This is a genomic window from Streptomyces katrae, assembly GCF_000717655.1.
Lineage (GTDB): Bacteria > Actinomycetota > Actinomycetes > Streptomycetales > Streptomycetaceae > Streptomyces > Streptomyces katrae_B.
Genome location: NZ_JNZY01000023.1, coordinates 36860 through 53755, shown reverse-complemented (window position 1 = coordinate 53755; position 16896 = coordinate 36860). Strand labels below are relative to the sequence as shown.

Annotated in this window: 16 protein-coding genes and 2 pseudogenes; 10 read left to right on the top strand and 8 right to left on the bottom strand. The window is 70.3% G+C overall.

The window, feature by feature from the left end; translation table 11 throughout:
• Positions 1-20: 20 nt before the first annotated feature.
• Positions 21-983 carry a TetR/AcrR family transcriptional regulator C-terminal domain-containing protein gene (locus IF09_RS0125390; protein WP_030299455.1) on the bottom strand — a complete coding sequence of 321 codons (963 nt, stop codon included), beginning with the start codon at positions 981-983 and terminating at the stop codon, positions 21-23.
• Positions 984-1162: 179 nt separating this feature from the next.
• Between IF09_RS0125390 and IF09_RS0125385 the strand changes: the two genes are divergently transcribed.
• The 5 genes from IF09_RS0125385 (at position 1163) to IF09_RS0125365 (ending at position 5912) form a co-directional block, all read left to right on the top strand.
• The gene (locus IF09_RS0125385) at positions 1163-2374 is read left to right on the top strand and encodes an FAD-dependent monooxygenase (protein WP_030299453.1); all 1212 of its coding nucleotides are present in this window, start codon (positions 1163-1165) and stop codon (positions 2372-2374) included.
• Between the two features lie 516 nt (positions 2375-2890).
• Positions 2891-3475: a hypothetical protein gene (locus IF09_RS0125380; RefSeq protein ID WP_030299451.1), complete on the top strand. Its 585-nt coding sequence runs from the start codon at positions 2891-2893 to the stop codon at positions 3473-3475.
• A gap of 18 nt (positions 3476-3493) precedes the next feature.
• A complete protein-coding gene (locus tag IF09_RS0125375; RefSeq protein WP_051832856.1) occupies positions 3494-4069 on the top strand; it encodes a hypothetical protein in 576 nt (191 codons plus the stop codon).
• Between the two features lie 587 nt (positions 4070-4656).
• Positions 4657-5583 (top strand): MerR family transcriptional regulator, encoded by a 927-nt coding sequence (locus tag IF09_RS0125370; protein WP_030299446.1) that lies wholly within the window; start codon positions 4657-4659, stop codon positions 5581-5583.
• Entirely contained in the window at positions 5580-5912 is a 333-nt protein-coding gene (locus IF09_RS0125365) for a hypothetical protein (RefSeq protein WP_030299445.1), read from the top strand. The genes IF09_RS0125370 and IF09_RS0125365 overlap by 4 nt, the downstream gene beginning before the upstream one ends.
• Before the next feature lie 467 nt (positions 5913-6379).
• On the opposite strand, the gene IF09_RS0125360 is transcribed toward IF09_RS0125365, so the two are convergent.
• Positions 6380-6799: an ester cyclase gene (locus IF09_RS0125360; RefSeq protein WP_030299443.1), complete on the bottom strand. Its 420-nt coding sequence runs from the start codon at positions 6797-6799 to the stop codon at positions 6380-6382.
• A 99-nt stretch (positions 6800-6898) separates the two neighbouring features.
• On the opposite strand from IF09_RS0125360, the gene IF09_RS0125355 reads away from it, so the two are divergent.
• From IF09_RS0125355 to IF09_RS0125340, 3 genes are all read left to right on the top strand, one after another.
• Positions 6899-7477 (top strand): PadR family transcriptional regulator, encoded by a 579-nt coding sequence (locus IF09_RS0125355; RefSeq protein WP_030299441.1) that lies wholly within the window; start codon positions 6899-6901, stop codon positions 7475-7477.
• A 20-nt stretch (positions 7478-7497) separates the two neighbouring features.
• Positions 7498-8481, top strand: a complete 984-nt coding sequence (locus tag IF09_RS0125350) for an NADPH:quinone reductase (RefSeq protein ID WP_030299439.1) — start codon at positions 7498-7500, stop codon at positions 8479-8481.
• A gap of 332 nt (positions 8482-8813) precedes the next feature.
• The gene (locus tag IF09_RS0125340) at positions 8814-9026 is read left to right on the top strand and encodes a cold-shock protein (protein WP_030299437.1); all 213 of its coding nucleotides are present in this window, start codon (positions 8814-8816) and stop codon (positions 9024-9026) included.
• Positions 9027-9247: 221 nt separating this feature from the next.
• Here IF09_RS0125340 and IF09_RS47225 read toward each other — a convergent pair.
• Both IF09_RS47225 and IF09_RS0125330 read right to left on the bottom strand, forming a co-directional pair.
• Positions 9248-9445, bottom strand: a pseudogene (locus IF09_RS47225) (ATP-dependent DNA ligase); the annotation flags it as partial.
• 1082 nt (positions 9446-10527) lie between these two features.
• A complete protein-coding gene (locus IF09_RS0125330; protein ID WP_158710042.1) occupies positions 10528-10677 on the bottom strand; it encodes a hypothetical protein in 150 nt (49 codons plus the stop codon).
• Positions 10678-11023: 346 nt separating this feature from the next.
• Here IF09_RS0125330 and IF09_RS48275 point away from each other — a divergent pair, with 346 nt between their 5' ends.
• Entirely contained in the window at positions 11024-11776 is a 753-nt protein-coding gene (locus IF09_RS48275) for an ASCH domain-containing protein (protein WP_037635956.1), read from the top strand.
• A gap of 197 nt (positions 11777-11973) precedes the next feature.
• On the opposite strand, the pseudogene IF09_RS43340 reads toward IF09_RS48275, so the two are convergent.
• The 4 genes and pseudogenes from IF09_RS43340 to IF09_RS41955 all read right to left on the bottom strand — a co-directional run.
• Positions 11974-12452 (bottom strand): annotated as a pseudogene (locus IF09_RS43340) (PHP domain-containing protein); the annotation flags it as partial.
• Positions 12453-12455: 3 nt separating this feature from the next.
• Positions 12456-12662, bottom strand: coding sequence for a hypothetical protein (locus IF09_RS46400; RefSeq protein ID WP_199920480.1), 207 nt, complete (start codon positions 12660-12662; stop codon positions 12456-12458).
• 56 nt (positions 12663-12718) lie between these two features.
• The gene (locus IF09_RS0125310; protein WP_030299427.1) at positions 12719-12916 is read right to left on the bottom strand and encodes a hypothetical protein; all 198 of its coding nucleotides are present in this window, start codon (positions 12914-12916) and stop codon (positions 12719-12721) included.
• A 777-nt stretch (positions 12917-13693) separates the two neighbouring features.
• Positions 13694-15736, bottom strand: a complete 2043-nt coding sequence (locus IF09_RS41955) for a protein kinase domain-containing protein (RefSeq protein ID WP_051832855.1) — start codon at positions 15734-15736, stop codon at positions 13694-13696.
• Positions 15737-16456: 720 nt separating this feature from the next.
• Between IF09_RS41955 and IF09_RS45805 the strand changes: the two genes are divergently transcribed.
• The gene (locus tag IF09_RS45805; RefSeq protein ID WP_158710041.1) at positions 16457-16621 is read left to right on the top strand and encodes a hypothetical protein; all 165 of its coding nucleotides are present in this window, start codon (positions 16457-16459) and stop codon (positions 16619-16621) included.
• The last annotated feature ends 275 nt before the right edge of the window (positions 16622-16896 follow it).

The window sequence follows — 16896 nt, the reverse complement described above, 5'->3', positions numbered from 1 at the left end:
CGGGGCCTCGAGTTCTCCGTTTAGTCGGCGGAGCTCTCGTTGAGGAGTGTGGCGAGGCCGTCGAGGAGGCGCTGGAGGCCGAACTCGAAGAGGGCGTCGAGGTCGAGGTCGTAACCGGCCTTGGCAAGGCGTGAGAGCTCGGGGAACCGGCCGGTGGCCAGGATCGCCAGGAGCGCGGGCTCCTGAGTGTCCATCCACTCCTCGCTGTCCAGGCCGCTGTGCGCCTCGGCCTCCTGCTCCGACTCCAGGTGGACTGCGACACCACGGGCGTAATTGAGCATCATGAGGTGCGCGGTGAAGGCGGACTGCAAGTCGAGGCCGTGGGCGTGCAAGGTGGCAAGCATCCACTCGCTGTACGGCAGCGCCGAGGTGATCATCTGAGGGCGGGTCACCGACAGGGCCGGCGCGAACCACGGGTGACGCCGGAACAGGTCCCAGAGCTGCCGGGCCGCCAGCTCGACGGCCTCGCGCCAGCCGTCCGGCGGGTCGGCGGGCAACGGGTACTCCGCGATGGCCGTGTCCATCATCCGCGTCAGCAGATCGTCCTTGTCGGCCACGTGCCGGTATAGCGACATGGTCGCCACTCCGAGTTCGGAGGCCACCCGACGCATCGAGACCGCGGCCAGCCCCTCCGTGTCGGCGACCGTGACAGCGGCACCGACGATCCGTCCGAGCGTGAGCGCCGTCTGGACCGATGACGCATCAGACGGCCTGCCCGGGCGTGAGGCGGCCGCGGGGCGGGCGGCCCGCGCCGGGCGGCTCGGGGCCGCCACAACCGTCCCGACGCCGGGGACGGCACGGACCATCCCCTCGTGGCGCAGCTCGGTGAGTACCTTCGTCGCGGTCGCCATCGCGACGCCCCATTGCTTGGTGATCTCGCGGGTCGAGGGCACGCGATCGCCCGGCGCCAGTTCACCCGTCTCGATCCGCCGCCGCAGTTCGCCGACGATCTGGCTGTAGCGCGGTACCGCCTGTCCGCTCATCGACACCCCTCTGCACTAGTGCACCTGGATGGGTGCCATCCTAGCTGTCGACGCCGGACGATCCCCGCACACGAGCGCCTTCCCAGCCCCACAGCACTAGTGCACTACAGTTCAACACGCCGTATTGTAAAGGGATTTCATGCTTGTGTACTGGCTTGCGTACGGCGTACCTTCGCTTCATGTCGAACAGCGAGATACTCATCTGCGGTGCTGGCATCGCCGGGCCCGCACTGGCGTACTGGCTGCGCAAGGGCGGCTCCGGGGTCACGATCGTGGAACGCGCGCCGGAACCCCGGCCGGGCGGGCAGACCGTGGATCTGCGCGGCGCCGGCCGCACCGTGATCGAGCGGATGTGCCTGATGGACCGGGCCAGGGCGGAGAGCGTGGACCAGCGCGGCCTCGCACTCGTCGACGCCTACGGCCGGACCACCGCGCGGGTGCCCGCCGACAGCTTCGGCGGCGAGGGGATCGTCTCCGAGATCGAGATCCTCCGCGGCGATCTCGCTCACCTGCTGTACGAGGCCACTCTGCCGGACACGGAGTACCTGTTCGACGACACCGTCACCGGCATCGATCAGGACGCTGACGCGGTCACCGTCACCTTCGAGAAAGCCGCGCCGCGCCGGTTTGGGCTGGTCGTCGGCGCGGACGGACCCCACTCCGTGGTACGCGCGCTGGCCTTCGGCCCAGAGCAGGAGTTCGTCCACCCGCTCGGCCTCTACACAGCCTGGTTCACCGCCACCGACGACCTGGAGCTCGACGGCTGGTACCTGATGCACAACGCGCCCGGCGGACTGGTCGCCTCCGCACGGCCGGGCCGCCTCGCCGGCGAGATCAAGGCCGGCCTCAGCTTCCGCTCGGTACCGATCGCCTACGACCGCCGGGACGTCGCCGCCCAGCAGGAACTCGTGGCCCAGCGCTTCGCAAGCGTCGGTTGGGAGACCCCACGCCTGCTGCGGGCCATGCGCACTGCCCCGGACTTCTTCTTCGACTCAATGGGCCAAGTCCGCCTCGACCACTGGTCGCGCGGCCGTGTGGCGCTGCTCGGCGACGCCGGATACTGCGCGACCCCGCTGACCGGCCTGGGGACCAGCATGGCTCTGGTCGGCGCCTACGTGCTGGCCGGTGAACTCGCTGCCGCCGAGGGCGACCACCGCATGGCCTTCCGCCGCTACGACGAGGTGATGCGCCCGTACGTGAGCCAGGCTCAGCAGCTCCCGCCGGGCGGCGCCTCGGGATTCGCGCCTTCGGGCCGGCTCGGCATCCGCCTGCGGGACCTCTCCATGCGCCAGATGACCCGCTGGCCGATGCGGAACCTGCTCGCCGCACAGTTCGCCAAGGCCGGGGACATCGCACTGCCGGAGTACAGTCTCGCCGCGGACATGCGGTGAGCGGCCCCAGCCACGGGGCAGCGAACGTAGAGACAGGATCGGGCGCACACCAGACGGCCTCGACGAGCCTCAGTGAGCACCAGGTCAGGAACGGTGATCGTTGCCACGCGCCCACCCGCGACCACGGCAGCATGGCGAGCCAGGACTGGTCGCCTGTGGTGCCGCTGATCGTCGAGGCGGCGACGTGGCTGGTGGAGAACGTCGGATGACGACGTGGTGGGACCGGACGGACGGCAGGCTCAGCACTGAGCCCGGCCGGGTATCAGTCGGCAGGCTCAGCGCTAGCCCGCCCAGCTCGCCTCTCGGCTGTGTTCCTCCACGTCGGCTCCCTCCGGTTTCCGAGGTCCGTGAACCGACTCACGGACCTTCATCCTGGGCACGTCGGCCCGCCGTGGGCGAGGACGCGAAGTGCCAGCGTCACGGGCGTCGACATGAGGATCAGGTACGACAGCAGCCGCGATCCTCCGTTCACCGTCATGACGTCCATGCCCTGCAAGTGAGAAAGGCCCTTCGAAGATGTCCATCGACCAGGCGTCCTGGGAAGCGGCGGTACGGCACCTCTACGAGGACGCGTTCACGTTCAGCGCCACCGGTCCGCGCAAGCACGAGGACTGGCGGACCGACGTGCTCGCCGTCATGGAACGCGCCGTCCCCGACCCGCGGGGCTGGGCCGGGCTCGACGACACCGCGAACGAGCGCACGACAGAAGTGCCGGCCTTCCCCTTCCGACCGCCCCATGAGGCCGACCCCCAGCGTCCGCTCACCCCGGCCGACGTCGGGGAACGGTTGCACGAGATCGACCGTGCGAGCGCCGAGAACCTTCTCCTCGCACTCACCGACGGCGGCTGCACCCTCCGGAACCTCGAACGGTTCACCGAGAGCTTCGACGAGCTGCAGGCCATGGCCCGCACCATTCTCGCCCGCTACGGGAACACGTTCACGTGCTACACCAACGTCACCGTCGGTGCGGGCAGGAACGGCACGCTGGACTTCGGGGCGTCCCACTGGGGCTATAGCCCGATGACGTTCTACTGGGAGGACGCCGGCCTGGTCATCCTCTCCGACACTGAGGTCGGGCTGTTCTGGATGTTCGACTGCTGAGCCCGAGAGGAGGAAACCATGCCGACGCGATCCACCGAGGCCGTCACCTGGGAAGCTGCGCTGCTACGGCTCCTGGAGGACGTCTTCACCTTCGCCGGGAGCGGTCCCCGACTGCACGAGGACTGGGCCGAGGACGTCCGCGCCGTCATGGAGCGGTCGGTCGCCGACCCACGGGGCTGGTCCGCCCTGGATCCGGAGACGTTCAAGGAGGGACGGGAGGCCGGCTTCCCCTCCTACCCGTTCCGTGCGACGGCCGCCGAGGACCTGCGCGCCGGGCTCCGGCCGATCACGGCCGGCGCCGCCGTCGAGCTGCTCGCCTCGCTCGCGCAGGAGTGGTTCTTCGAGGGTTCCCCGGTCCGGTCCCGGGAGGACCGGGACGCGGTGCTCGCGGACGCCCGGACCCTGCTGGACCGCTTCGGCCCCGATGCGGCGTTCTGGACCTCCTCCGACCTCGCCCGCAGCTCCGACGCGCCCGACTTCCTGGCGCGGGACCTCGAAGGCGGCCACCCCTTCACCGACTACATGATGGACCTCGGCCTGATCGCGGTGTCGGCGGACGAGGTCGGCATCTTCTGGTCGTTCAACGCGAATTGAGACAATGATCCGAGGCTGACCCGATCCGCGACGCACTCGCACAACGGATCCGTCATCGATTCCCAGTCCGTGAAGGGGTGCAGCGGTTGCCGGTGTCCCAGCAGTCCCCGGTGTGTACCAGGCCGGAAGCCGGCCGCCTCCGATCCTGCGCTCGGCCGGCCACGCGGGCGTCTCCTTCGGCGGCCGTCCGGACGCGGCGAGGGCCTCGCGTTCCTCGCCGTGGCCAGGGCCGCCTCGGCCAGGTCGAGCTCGCCGCCCAGGTAGGTGACCAGTGTCCGCAGCCGAGGCAGGTCGGGCGGCAGGACGGACACGGTTCACCTCCCTACTGCGCCCGCCTCATCGCAAGGCGGAAGGGTGCCCCCATACTGGGCGTATTCGGGTGTTCCGAGGCAGCGAGGTGCCGTAGCCGGCGTCGTGCGCCCGCCAGGCCGGTGCTTTCTCTGGATCACCTGGTGGTCCGGGAGAAGATGGCGCGGAATGAAGTGCGGCGAGGTGCCAGCAGCCGTGGTGATCCAAGGGGGCGGCCTAAACCCTGCTGTGTCGGCCCCGGTTGAGTCTCCCGTAGGGGGAGACGAAAGGCTGGAGGCATGCACAGCGACACGCAATATTCCATCGGGGAGTTGTCCCGCCGGACCGGACTGACGGTGAAGACGATCCGGTTCTACTCCGACCGGGACATCGTCCCGCCGACCGGCCGGAGCCCGGCGGGCTACCGGCTCTACGATCCGGACGCGCTTACCCGCCTCGAGCTGGCCCGCACGATGCGCGAACTGGGGCTCGACCTGGCGACGGTGCGCAGGGTACTGGACCGGGAGGCGTCCTTGTCGGAGATCGTGCAAGCGCACGCCAACGCCTTGGACGTGCAGATCCGTACCCTGCGCCTACCCCGCGCCCTTCTTCGAGCGGTCGCCGGACGCGGCCGCGCGACTCCTCTGGAGATGGACCTCGTGCACCGACTTGCCACGCCCTCCCGGACCGAACGCCACCGCCCTGTGGCCGACGTCATCGAGGAAGCCTTCACGGGCCTCCACATCAATGCCGAGTTCGTAAGCCTGATGCAATCCGTTCTGCCTGAACTACCCGAAGACCCAACGTCCGAGCGGGTCGATGCCTGGGTGGAACTTGGCGGACTCTGCCAGACCGCGGACTTCCGTGGTGCGATCCGGCGGACAGCCGAGGACCAGGCGGAAGAGCTCTCCCGGAAGGACGGCATGGCGCTGCAAGAGTCCCTCAACCTGGCGATGCGCGAACGGATCAACGAGGCTGTGTCCGCCGGGCTGTTTCCGGCCTCCACCGCGGACGCATCCCCGGCCGACGCACTGGGAGAGCTCTACGCCCAAGCGTTCGAGCGTGCCGAGGAGAGCGATCTGGGCCGCTGGCTCCTCGCCCGCCTGCGAACGAGCACCGACCCGCTCGTGGAGCGCTACTGGCAGCTACTGGCGACGGTCAACGGATGGCCGCCGTCATCCACCCTCGCGCCGGTTCACTCCTGGTGCACGGGGGCAGCGGCATGAGGACGCGCGACCTCACGTTCGGCTTGTACGCGGATACGGAGGGGCTGGCCTGGGTCAAAACGCTTGTCGAGGACGCCGTGGGCTCCCGCGGTGCCCGGATCGTCAGTGTGAGCGAGACCTCACCCGCCGACGCGTACGACTTCCTGGCGCAGCAGTGGGCGGTGGAACATCCCGCCCGCAGCAGTGGCGCTCGACAGCCGATCGAGTTGCGTGTCCGCTTGGTGTGTTCCCTTCGGAGGCACAGAACCATCCGCAACGCGGTGATCGCGGCCCTGTGCCCGGAGGGAACGGCCTCCCACCGCTGCCGCGTCCCGTGGATGGCCCTCTGAAAGGGGAACGCAGGAGGCGCGGTGCCAGACGTCACAGCGCGCGTTATCCGCAAGACACGGGAGCGTGGAGCAGCTCGCTCCGGAATCGGAGTCACTGGCGCAGTTAACGTGCCACCGCGCGCATGACCGGTCTGCGAGGGGGACCAGGTGGCGACCTGTGGTCTCGATGTGGGGGACGGGGCGGGGGAGGTCATGGCGCTGCTCCTGGGGCGGGGATCCCTCTATTCAATCGCTAGGGTGCGCCGCAGGTCAGCGACAGGTCAGGTGGCACAGCGAGGCGACGGCGGGGCTGGTGACGCCGTAGGCCGCGCGGCACAGCTCCCTCATGTCCCCGGCTCCAGGTGCGGGCCGGGTCGGGCGGTGCGGCGGGTCAGGGAGGTTCGGCCGCACCCCTCTACCACCGCGTACGGCCCTTCCGGGCAGCGGCAATCCCGCGCGACCGAAGGCTCAGCCAGCCCAACGTGGTTTCACGGCGCCGGTACGGCACCGATCTGCTGCATCACCCCGAGGAGGTCGGGCTGGCCCCGTTCGCCGACGATCCGGCCGTCGGCCAGGTAGTAGAAGTTCATGGCCTGCACCGAGATCTTGTTGCCGCTCGCCGGGATCCCGAAGAATTCACCGTCGTGGGTTCCCCGCATGGTGAACCGCGCGGCCACGGTGTCGCCTTCGGTGACCGTCTCCTCCAGCGTCCACTGGACGTCGGGGAAGGCGCTGCGCATCATCCCGATGACTTCCATGTACCCATCGGGCCCCCGCAGTGGTTCCGGGTGGCTTGGCGCGTGGAACACCGCGTCCGGAGAAATGACCTCGCGAGCGAGATCCTCGTTGCCCGTGTTGATGAACTCGACGAAGCGGTTCATCACGGACTCGGTGGACTGCGACGGCATCTTGCTGTGCCTCTCCAGAGACGTTTCGGCGGATACCTACGAGCGTAACATCGAATCGATGTTCACATCGATTCGATGTCCGCGTGCAAAGATGGACTCATGCTGGAACTCGCGATACTCGGCTTCCTCGCCGAGGCCCTCTTGCCCGGACACGAGCTGCGCCGCCGTGTCTCACAGCTGACCGGCTATACGCGGCCGGTCAGTGACGGCAGCCTGTACCCGGCGATCAATCGTCTGACCAAGGCGGGCTTGATCGAGCGGCGCGCCGACCCGGCCGCGGGGGCGGCCCGGTACGTGCTCAGCCTGACCGCGGCCGGGCGGGCCGACATGCTTCAGCGCCTGCGCAAGCCCGCCGACCACGAGATCACCGACTTCACCCGGTTCTACATCGTCCTGGCCTTCCTCTCCCACCTGCCCGACGTGGCCGAACAGCACGCGGTGCTGCGCAGGCGGCTGGAGTTCCTGGAAGAGTCGGCGAGCTTCTTCTACGACAACCAGCGGCCCCTGCGTGCCGAGGAGGTCGCCGACCCCTACCGGCGCGGCATGCTGCTCACCGCCCGCGCCACCAGCCGCGCCGAACGGACCTGGCTGCGCGAGACCCTCGGGGAGAAGCCGCCCGTATTCGACACCGCATGCACCGACAGTGATCCGCATGCGCCCGCCGTTCCCGCGAGCTGACCGCCCACGGAGGTACTTCCATGCTTGCTTCCTGGTACGACGACCAGGGCCCCGCCGCCGATGTCCTGCACGTCGGTGAACTACCTGACCCTGTTCCCGGTCCCGGTGAGGTCCGCGTCCGTGTCACCGTCTCGGGCGTCAACCCCGGCGACACCAAGAAGCGGCGTGGCTGGCTCGGCTCGTCCATGCCCTATCCACGCGTGATCCCGCACAGCGACGCCGCCGGGGTCATCGACGCCGTGGGCGCCCAAGTCGACGCCCGCCGCGTCGGACAGCGGGTCTGGGTATACGGCGCCCAGTCCTACCGCCCTTTCGGCACAGCTGCTCAGTACACCGTCGTACCTGACCACCAAGCCGTACCTCTGCCAGATCATCTGAGTGATGAGCTGGGGGCGAGCCTCGGCATCCCCGGCATCACGGCCCACCGCACCGTCTTCGCCGACGGCCCGGTCGACGGCCAACTGGTCCTGGTCCACGGAGTCCTCGGCGGCATCGGCTCCCTGGCCGCCCAGCTCGCCCACTGGGCCGGCGCCACCGTGATCGCCACCGTCCGCCGCACCGCGGACCTCGACCGCGTCAACCCGGCCGTCGTCTCCCACGCCATCGCCCTGGACACCGGCGACCCCGCCGCGGCCATTCGCTCGCACGCGCCGCGGGGCGTCGACCGGATCATCGAGGTCGCACTGTCCGACAACGCCGACCTCGACAACGCCGTAGCCGCCAACAACGCCGTCATCGCCGCCTACGCCACCCGCAGGGACCGCACCGAGATCCCCTTCTGGCCCCTGCTGTTCAACAACGTCACTCTGCGGCTGCTCGGCAGCGACGACTTCCCGCCCGAAGCCAAGCGCCAGGCCGCCCGCGACCTCACATCCACCGCCGCCGTCGGCGCCCTCACCGTCGCCGTCGGCGACCGTCAGTCGCTGGAAGACGTCGCCAAGGCCCACGACCACGTCGACGCCGGCGGTGGCCACGGCCGCATCCTGGTCACCATCCCCCAATAGCGCAGACTCGGAACACACCGCGCAGAAGTCCGCGGTGCGACCGAGGGATGCGGTTCGCATCGACGTGGGGGAGCCTTGACGTCCTGGACGTGGTGCTGGTCCGCCTGGAGCTGGTGGCGGAGGTCAGCGCAGACCGGGCCGTGGACCGAGGCGGCGTCTTCCGGCACCGATGCGGTTCAAGCGGCTGCGCCTGGACGTCACGGCGCAGGACGTGCCGGGGTTCGGGGCGGGGCCGGTCGGCCGGTTCCGTGACCTTCGTTCCGCTGGCAGGGATGATCAGCCCGTCGGGCGCCTGTGCGTCCGGTCGCAGAACGTGATTCAAGGGAGCGGTTATGTCTGAGCGCCAGTCCGGCATGGTGAAGTGGTTCAACGATGAGAAGGGGTTCGGCTTCATCACCCCCGACAGTGGCCCTGACCTGTTCGTGCACTTCAGGGCGATCCAGGGCACCGGCTTCAAGGCCCTCAAGGAAGGCCAGAAGGTGACCTTCGTTGCGGTGCAGGGACAGAAGGGCATGCAGGCGGACGAGGTCATCGCGGAGTCCTGATTTCCTGACCACGGATCCGCGAGCCGTTCCCCACCCGGCACCACATCGGCTGCCGGGTCGGTAGAGCACGGGCGCGTGCTTGCGACGGTGGTCAAACCGCGTCGTTCAGTGGGAAGCGTCAGTGCGCACCAGACATTCGTACCCTCACAGGGTTTGCCCGTCCGCAACAGCTCTTGCCCGTCGAGCTGCAGGACGTCGAAGGCGACGAAGTAGGCCGGCCACCGGCCGACCAGACCGGCGGCGGCGCGGCCGCGAGCGGCGGCCCGGCGCTGCGACGCCTCGAAGGACAACCGGTCGGCCTCGGTGTCCCATACGACCAGTTCGCCACCGAGGACCAGGCCGCGCGGCACCTGCTGCTCGGCGGCCGCCACCAGGTCGGGCCACCGGTCCTGGAACAGCGAACCGCGCCGGGTCTGCACCAGCACCCGCCCGCCGGGCGCGTGTCCGACAGGCGTGGTGGCTGTTCGCCTGCGAGGATCGTTCGGCTGGAGTCGGGGGATCCGCTGTGAAGTGAGGGCCCTTGCGACTCCGCCCGCATGCCCCCGGCTGGCCCCCCCCGCTGGCCGGGCCTGCCCCGGCCAGCCCACCCCCCCGGCTGGTCGGGGCTCTTTGGCTCGGAGCGGCCGTTCTCCCGGTTCTTCACCGTCCGCGGCCTCTTCAACGCGGCCGCGAGCCGCGCCTGCGTGACACCGGCCCGCCCCTCATGCAGCCGCGCCCGTTCCGCCGGAGACGGCAACCGCGGCTCAACCCTCCAGCAGCGCTGTGTTGCCGGGGCCGGTGTCCAACCGCGCTGGTTGTTGGGCCCTTCCTGGTGTCGGCACCCGCGCGGATGGGGCAGTCGCAGACGGGATCCGGCCGGCCTGCCGGCAGGGACGCGGGAGAGGGCGGTGTGCTGGTGGACTGGGACTGGTGGACGGTGGACTTCGGCGACGCGCACGCGGACGCGGCGGGTGTGCTCGTCGGCGGCCGCGAACCCGGTCCGGTCTACTTCGATGTCGGGAGCGGTCCGAACGTGCCGTCGACCTCGCACTGGTCGGCCTACGACGGCCGGCACGGCCGCCCGTGCGCCGAGGTCCTCCGGGCCGTGTGCGCGCGGATGGCGCAGCGCCGCCCCGTACCCCCTGGACTGGGACACGATCGGCGACCGACCCCTGTACGAAGCGGACGCCGACCTCGCGGGACCGTGCGCGGGCTGGACCGCGCACCTGTCCGTTGTCCGCGACGCCACCGTGCCGCTGCCCGAACGGCTGGCCGCGCTCCTGGTCGAGACGGCCGAGCAGCTGACCGCCACGGGTCGCGGACGCACCGTTGGCCGCGCTGCGCGCCGCGGGTGTGCTGGAGCGGATCGCCGCCTGGGTAAGCCGGGAGGCTGCCAGCAGCCTGTGCGACGACGGTTTGCCGGCCGAAGAGGTGGCCACCGCGCTCGGGACCACCCCCTCCCAGGCCCTTGGTCCTGCTCCTGACCGCGCAGGACAGGTAAGGGCACGGGCGGCACGCACTTCTATCGCCATGGCGGTGTGGGGGATCCGTCCGGGTCGAGGCCGTGCGGCCACTGCCCCTCGGACGGATCGAGCAGTCGGGCACCGGCGAGCTGGCGATAGAGGCGGCCCGCGCTCTCGTGGAGGCGGGCGGCCTTCCGTGTCTCTGCCATCTCCATCAAGGCGAAGTAGGGCATGAGCCGGGTGCTTGCCATGCCAGGGCTTCGGCACCTGCAGGATCGCCGGCCCGTTCCTTCAACAACGCCCAGAAGACCAGCGCCAGTGCCTCCTCGCCACCCTCCGGGCAGTTGGCAGCCCTGGCACCTTGCACCGTCCGGGCCCTCGCGCCTGCCCGCCGCATCCGCCGCCAGATAGGGGCCCAGTCAAGGCAAGCCGAAATCCCGTGGAGCCCACCTGCATGGCGTGGAATGATCTTGGCGACTGCTGACGAAAGGGAAGGCTGAAAACGTGTACGTACCGTCATCTGCACGAGCTCTCGATGATGACGAGCGTGAGCTCGTGGAGCTGGCACGCCGCACCATAGACGCGCATACGGACGCCGGGCCCGACGAAGACGGGGTCCACACGATGGGGGCTGCGGTCATGGCCGCCGACTACCGGATGTTCGCCGGCGTGAATCTCTACCACTTCACCGGCGGACCCTGCGCCGAACTCGTGGCTCTGGGAGCCGCACGAGCCCAGGGTGCCCGCCAGATGCGCTGCATCGTTGCCGTGGGAAACCACGGGCGGGGGGTCATCGGGCCGTGCGGGCGCGATCGGCAGGTCTTCGTGGACTACTACCCCACCATGCGCGTCATCGTGCCCACGCCCGCGGGGCCCAGGTCCGTTCTCGCCGCCGACCTGATGCCGCTGACTCAGCGATGGACCCCGGAAGGCATGAACGGTCTCGACCCATCGCTCTACCAAGACCCCGAGACGGCCGGTCCCCCGATCATCCGGTTCAACCCCCGCTACCTTGAAGACGTCCGCTCTGGCGCCAAGACCAAGACCACCCGCTTCCGGGACCCGGCCCAGCTCGGGCCGGCACGGCTGGTGTTTGAAAGCGACCCCGAAGTCGTCCTGCCGGCAGAGGTGACCGGCATCAGGCACTGCCTGGTCAGCGACCTCACCAACCAGGACGCCCAAGCCGAGGGGCTGACGACCGCAACCGAACTCCGGGAAGGCCTCAAGGGCCACTACCCAGATCTGGCGGGAACCGACGAAGTCGACGTAATCACCTTCCAGATCAACGACAAGACAGGCGCCGCCTAAACCGCGGAGGCACCAGCGACGACTGGGACGACCGCGGCAGCGAAGAAGACGGCGCCAGCCAAGAAGACGAAGAGGACTCTGAAGCTGGTCGACGCATGATGACGCCCGACCGGTCGGGGTGGGATGCGGCCGGTCTCTGCCAGCAATGCGGCCGCTCGCCCGCACCGGCGCCGGACGCCTCCGCGATCCGCTCCGCCGCGGCCCGCATCCAGCACGTCGGTGATCCGGTGCTGCGCGGGATCTGCGTACCGGACCGCGTTCGTCAGCACCGCACGGGCACCGAGCTGATCGGCGAGGCCGACGGTACAGGCGGCAAGCCGCAGCGAGCCAGGCCCTGTGCCGGGCACGCCCCAGCACAGCCGGCCGCACCGGCATGAGCAGCCGACACCAGACGGCAGAGCCGCGCCCACCCCGCGGCGTTCCGCGCGAGCAGCGTGACCCGCAGCGGCGGCCAGACCACGTGTGCTCCACCGCGTACCGGCGTGCGGGGTCGGATGGCGGATCCAGGGCGGGCGGGGGCGTGGGGAGCGACTGCGACGTCTACGCCGAAGACGGGGCGGATGCCGGCGGCGGTGGCCTCGTTCGCGAAGCGCACGGCGCCGGTCACGGTGTCGCGGTCGGTCAGCGCGAGCGGGGCTGCGGCGAACGGCCCGCAGTCCCGCAGCAGGAGGCCGATGCCTCAGCGCCGGATACGGACGGTCACCTGGATGCCGCCAGCGGCGCTCACCCCGCCACCGATGACCCCGACTGTGGTGGCTGCGGCAGCGTGACCGGTCAAGGTCAGGATGGCCACGGCAACGATGGACACCAGCCCGGTCACAGCGGTCAGCCAACCGAGATGACCGGCAGGGGGCTGAGATCGGGTTGCAGGATCAAGTGACGTCATGGTTCTGCTTCTCCTCACAGGAACGCGTGCTGACAACCAGCGCGGACATTTGCTGCTCAGTCGCCTTCAGGCGATCGACCCTCGCCGAGGTCCTTCATCGACCCGTCCAGGCGCCTTGCCGCATCGGCGAGATCGTGCTTCACCCCGGCCGTGACGACCAACAGCTTCCGGGACAGCGCCGTCCTTACGCCCTCCGGGACTTGCAGTGTGCGCACCTTTGTGTGCGCTTCCGTCAGCCGATCAGCAGGCCTCACTTCGGCGAGCTGCCACGGAAGGTGTCGCCGAACCGGGAACGGATGACCGTTTTGAACCATTGGCTCTGTAGGGCCCAGACGGCGTACTCGTGCGAGGAGCCGGGCCTCCGGGCCTTTGCGCCAGGCCTCGAAGAGTCCGTCCTCGACCCCGTCACGGCCTCAGACTCCCGCGGTCGCGTTGGCGTCGGACTGGGAGTCGGGTGAGGTCAAGTGGCGCCACGGTGGCGGCGCCACTCTTCAGGGAGGCCAAGTGAGTACCGCCGCCCTTGCCCTGGCGGCCCTCGAAGTTGCGGTGCAGAACCGTTCGCAGACGGACGTTCAGCCGTCCCCGCACCGCCCATGCCCACGACCTGGGCCCGGCTGGCGCCACCATTACCCTCCACGACGAGGGGCTCCGCCGGGGCTGCTTGCCCCACGAGATCCCGCTGTGGGCACGGCCCTTGCTGATGGCGGCCCGCCGCGTCTGGGATATCGCCACTGGTACCAGCGGTCCTCTGCATGGGGAAATGCCACGATGCTGTAGGCGAACCGTCGCGACCAGGAGCCCTGGACGGCTGCCGCGGCGCTGCGCACACATCCAGAGCCGGCCCACCGGTTGTTCGGCGCCGAGGTGCGACGGCTGACCCCATCTCTCCGACGACAGTGACGAGGACGCGTTCGCCGGCCTCGCCCTGGACCTCTTCACCGACTGGTCGGCCAGGGAAGCGGACTTCGCCGTGCTTGCCGAGGTGCTGGTCGCGCGCGGAGAGCACGCCGCGCCGGAGGCCTCTTCCGCTCTCAGCGCCAGGAGGGATGCCCCTCGGCACCGCCGCCGGTGGTGAGCGTACGCTCTCCGGTCTTGTCCGCGCGCACGGCCCAGATCACGGGCTTCTCGTACGGGCCGCGGACGAAGGCAACCCACGTGCCGTCGACGGACCAGACGGGGTCCATCTCGTGGGCGCCGGTGGTGACCAGTTCACGATCGTTACTGCCGTCGGCGTCCACGAGGCGGATGTCGCCCTGAGTGCCCGTGCCGTAGGTCCCCGCCGTGTAGGCGAAGGTGGAGCCGTCGGGTGACCACACCGGGTCGAGTGCCGGATGGGGCAGCCGGGTCACCTGCTGTGGGGCGCGGCTCGGGGCGGCGGGGTCGACCAGGTGGATCTGCCAGTTCTCGGGAGCCGTCTGGAGACAGACCGCGATGCTCTTGCCGTCCGGCGACCACGAGGGATCCTCGACCTGGCTCCCGCCCGAGGTGAGCTGGCGGGCCGTGCCGTCGGCGACGCCGACCACGAAGAGCTGCTGGACACCGTCCTTCTTGCGGAGCACGGCGAGCTGGCTGCCGTCCGGCGACCAGGACACCCTGCCGCCGGCGATGGAGGTGATCCGCCGAGCGTTCGAACCGTCGGCATTGGCGGTCCAGACGGCCGTGCCCTCGGGTGTGCTGCGGGTGAACGCGAACGACCCGCGGTCAGGGGACCACTGGGGCAGGGTGTCGCATGTGCCTGCGCCCCCTGCGATGAGCCCCACGGGCTTCTCCGTCGCGGCGTCCCGGCGGGCGATGACGCTGTGGCAGGTCCCGGGCCAGCCCGGGGCGGTGTCCTGCCGGATCAGCAAGGGATCGGCCGGGAACGGGGCAGGGGCGAGGGCGGATCCGGTGGGCGTGGCGGCGCCGGGCTTGGAATTGTCCTGGGTGGAGTCGCTCCAGGGCTGCCACGCGTACAGGCCGCCGACGACCGCGAGAGAAGCCACGAGCACCGCCGCCACCACCGCGCGGCGCCGCCGGGGCCTCTCTGTATCCGCCTGCGGCACCTGCGCAGGGGCGGGGGCGGGGGCGGGGGAGAGCCGCGCCGCGGGTCCCGTGACGGTGCGCGGCTGTTCCGTACGGGGCTCCGCGACGACGGGCGGGACGGCGTCCGGTACCGCGAGGTCCTGCGCCGTGTCCGACGGGCCGTCCGGCACGGTGGGACGCACCGCCGGTTCCGGGGGCGGGAGCAGTTGCGTTGCCGCCTCCGGCAGCCAGGAGCCACCGTCCGGGTGGCGGACGGTGAGAGTGTCGAGGAAGGCGGCCGGGGTGGGCCGCACCGCCGGGTCCTTGGCCAGGCAGGCGCCGATGGCTTCGCGGAGTTCACCGGGCACCGCGGTCAGGTCCGGCTCCTCGTAGACCACCTTGAAGTGCCTGGCCGCGGAGGGGCCGTCACCGAAGGGGGCGCCGCCCGCCGCCTGGGTGAGCACCACCCCCAGAGCGAACATGTCGACCGCAGGGGTGACCGCGCCACCACCGGTGAGCTGCTCGGGTGCCAGGAATCCCGGCGTGCCGACCTGCAGCCCGGTCTGTGTCAGGGACGTTCCGTCCAGGGCGCGCGCGATGCCGAAATCGATGACACGCGGCCCGTCCTCCGCGACGATGATGTTCGCGGGCTTGAGATCGCGGTGGATGACCCCCGCTCGGTGGATCGCCTCGAGTGCCTCGGCCAGGCCGGCCGCCAGGACGGTGAGCGTGTCCAGAGGCAGCGATCCGACGCGCGCGAGTACCGCTTGCAGGGTGGGACCGGGCACGAAGGCCGTCACCAGCCAGGCCGGCTCCCCGTCTGGGTCGGCGTCGACCACCGGCGCGGTGTGGAAGCCGCCGACCCGCCGCGCGGCCGCGACCTCGTCGGCGAACCTGCGCTTGAACCCGGGCTCGGTGCTCAACTCGGGACGTACGACCTTGACGGCGACCGCACGGCCGGACTGGGAACGGCCCAGGTAGACCACGCCCATGCCCCCCTGGCCGAGCCGTCCCACCAGCCGGTAGCGGCCCTCGCCGAGCGAGGTGGGATCGCCCGTTTCGAGCGGCTTCATATGTCCCCCGTTTCACACCTTGCGCAATGAACAGCCTCTCCCTACCCGTCGCGCCGTCCATCAGTCAAGCGAGGCCCATGCGGGGACCCGACACGGGTGCCCTTGGCAACCAGTGCTCCTGGGCCCCGTACCCGGCCGCCCGCACGGCGTCCGGGGCCGGGGCGGAGGACGGTCGTCCTGTCCGTCACCGACTGCCGCACGAGCTCGTCGAGGCCCTCCGCAATATGTACGGCCACCCGTTTTGGACTACGCCCGGCACATCCCCGACAGGCACGGACGAGATCCGCCGCCAGGCCCGCGCCCGCCTGTGGGTGCCGGCCGCGTAGGGGGCAATTCCCCGTGGCAGCCCCTCGCCCAGGAACCGCGACACCGGCCGCCCCCGGAGCGACCGGCCCGCCGACTTCACCCCGCCCCCTGCAGATGAAAGGGAGGACGGCCCGGGAACTGCTGCCTGACGGAACGATCGGGCGAACGGTATCCCCAGAGGAGATCCGTCCCGACCCGCAGCCCTTCAGGCGCCCGCTGATCTGTGACCTCTGCATGACCGGAGTCCCCCCGTCCGCGGCTACAAGACCGTGCCCAGCCTCTTCCGCTCGGGCCCGGGCCCCAGCACGAAGCCGGGTGCGACCTCAACCCGACCGAGGTCATCGACTCCATCGCCCCCGACTTCCACGGCCTGGCCCACGTCGACCAGCCGCCCACCAGTACATCGGCGAGATTATGCACGATGTCCACCAGCGGTGGGAGATGCCGGCGGAGGAGACCATCCGCACCCTCCGCACGGCCGTCTCCATGGACGGCAAGATGAGTGTCGAGGACCGCATGACCTTCTTCGCCCTCCTCGCCCCGCCGGCGCAAACCGCCTGCCCGTACAGACCCACGTAAAGCAGGGGCCCGGAGCCGCTTGCACTGGCTCCGGGCCCCGCCCGTGACTGTAGCCGGAACGCGCCGCAGGCCGCCCTGCTCCCTATCAGACGCGGCCTCGGTGTGGACTTCGGGGGGCGAGCCGGGTCTGCACTGCCCATCTGGCGCTGGGCGTATGGGGTCCGACAGGTCTACCGGGGCCCCGATCACAAGCTGCACTTCGTTCCGCAGCTGCTGGCGCTCGGTCTGATTTTCGGTGGTGCCGACCGCGGCGCCGTAGTCGAGCAGGGGAAGTC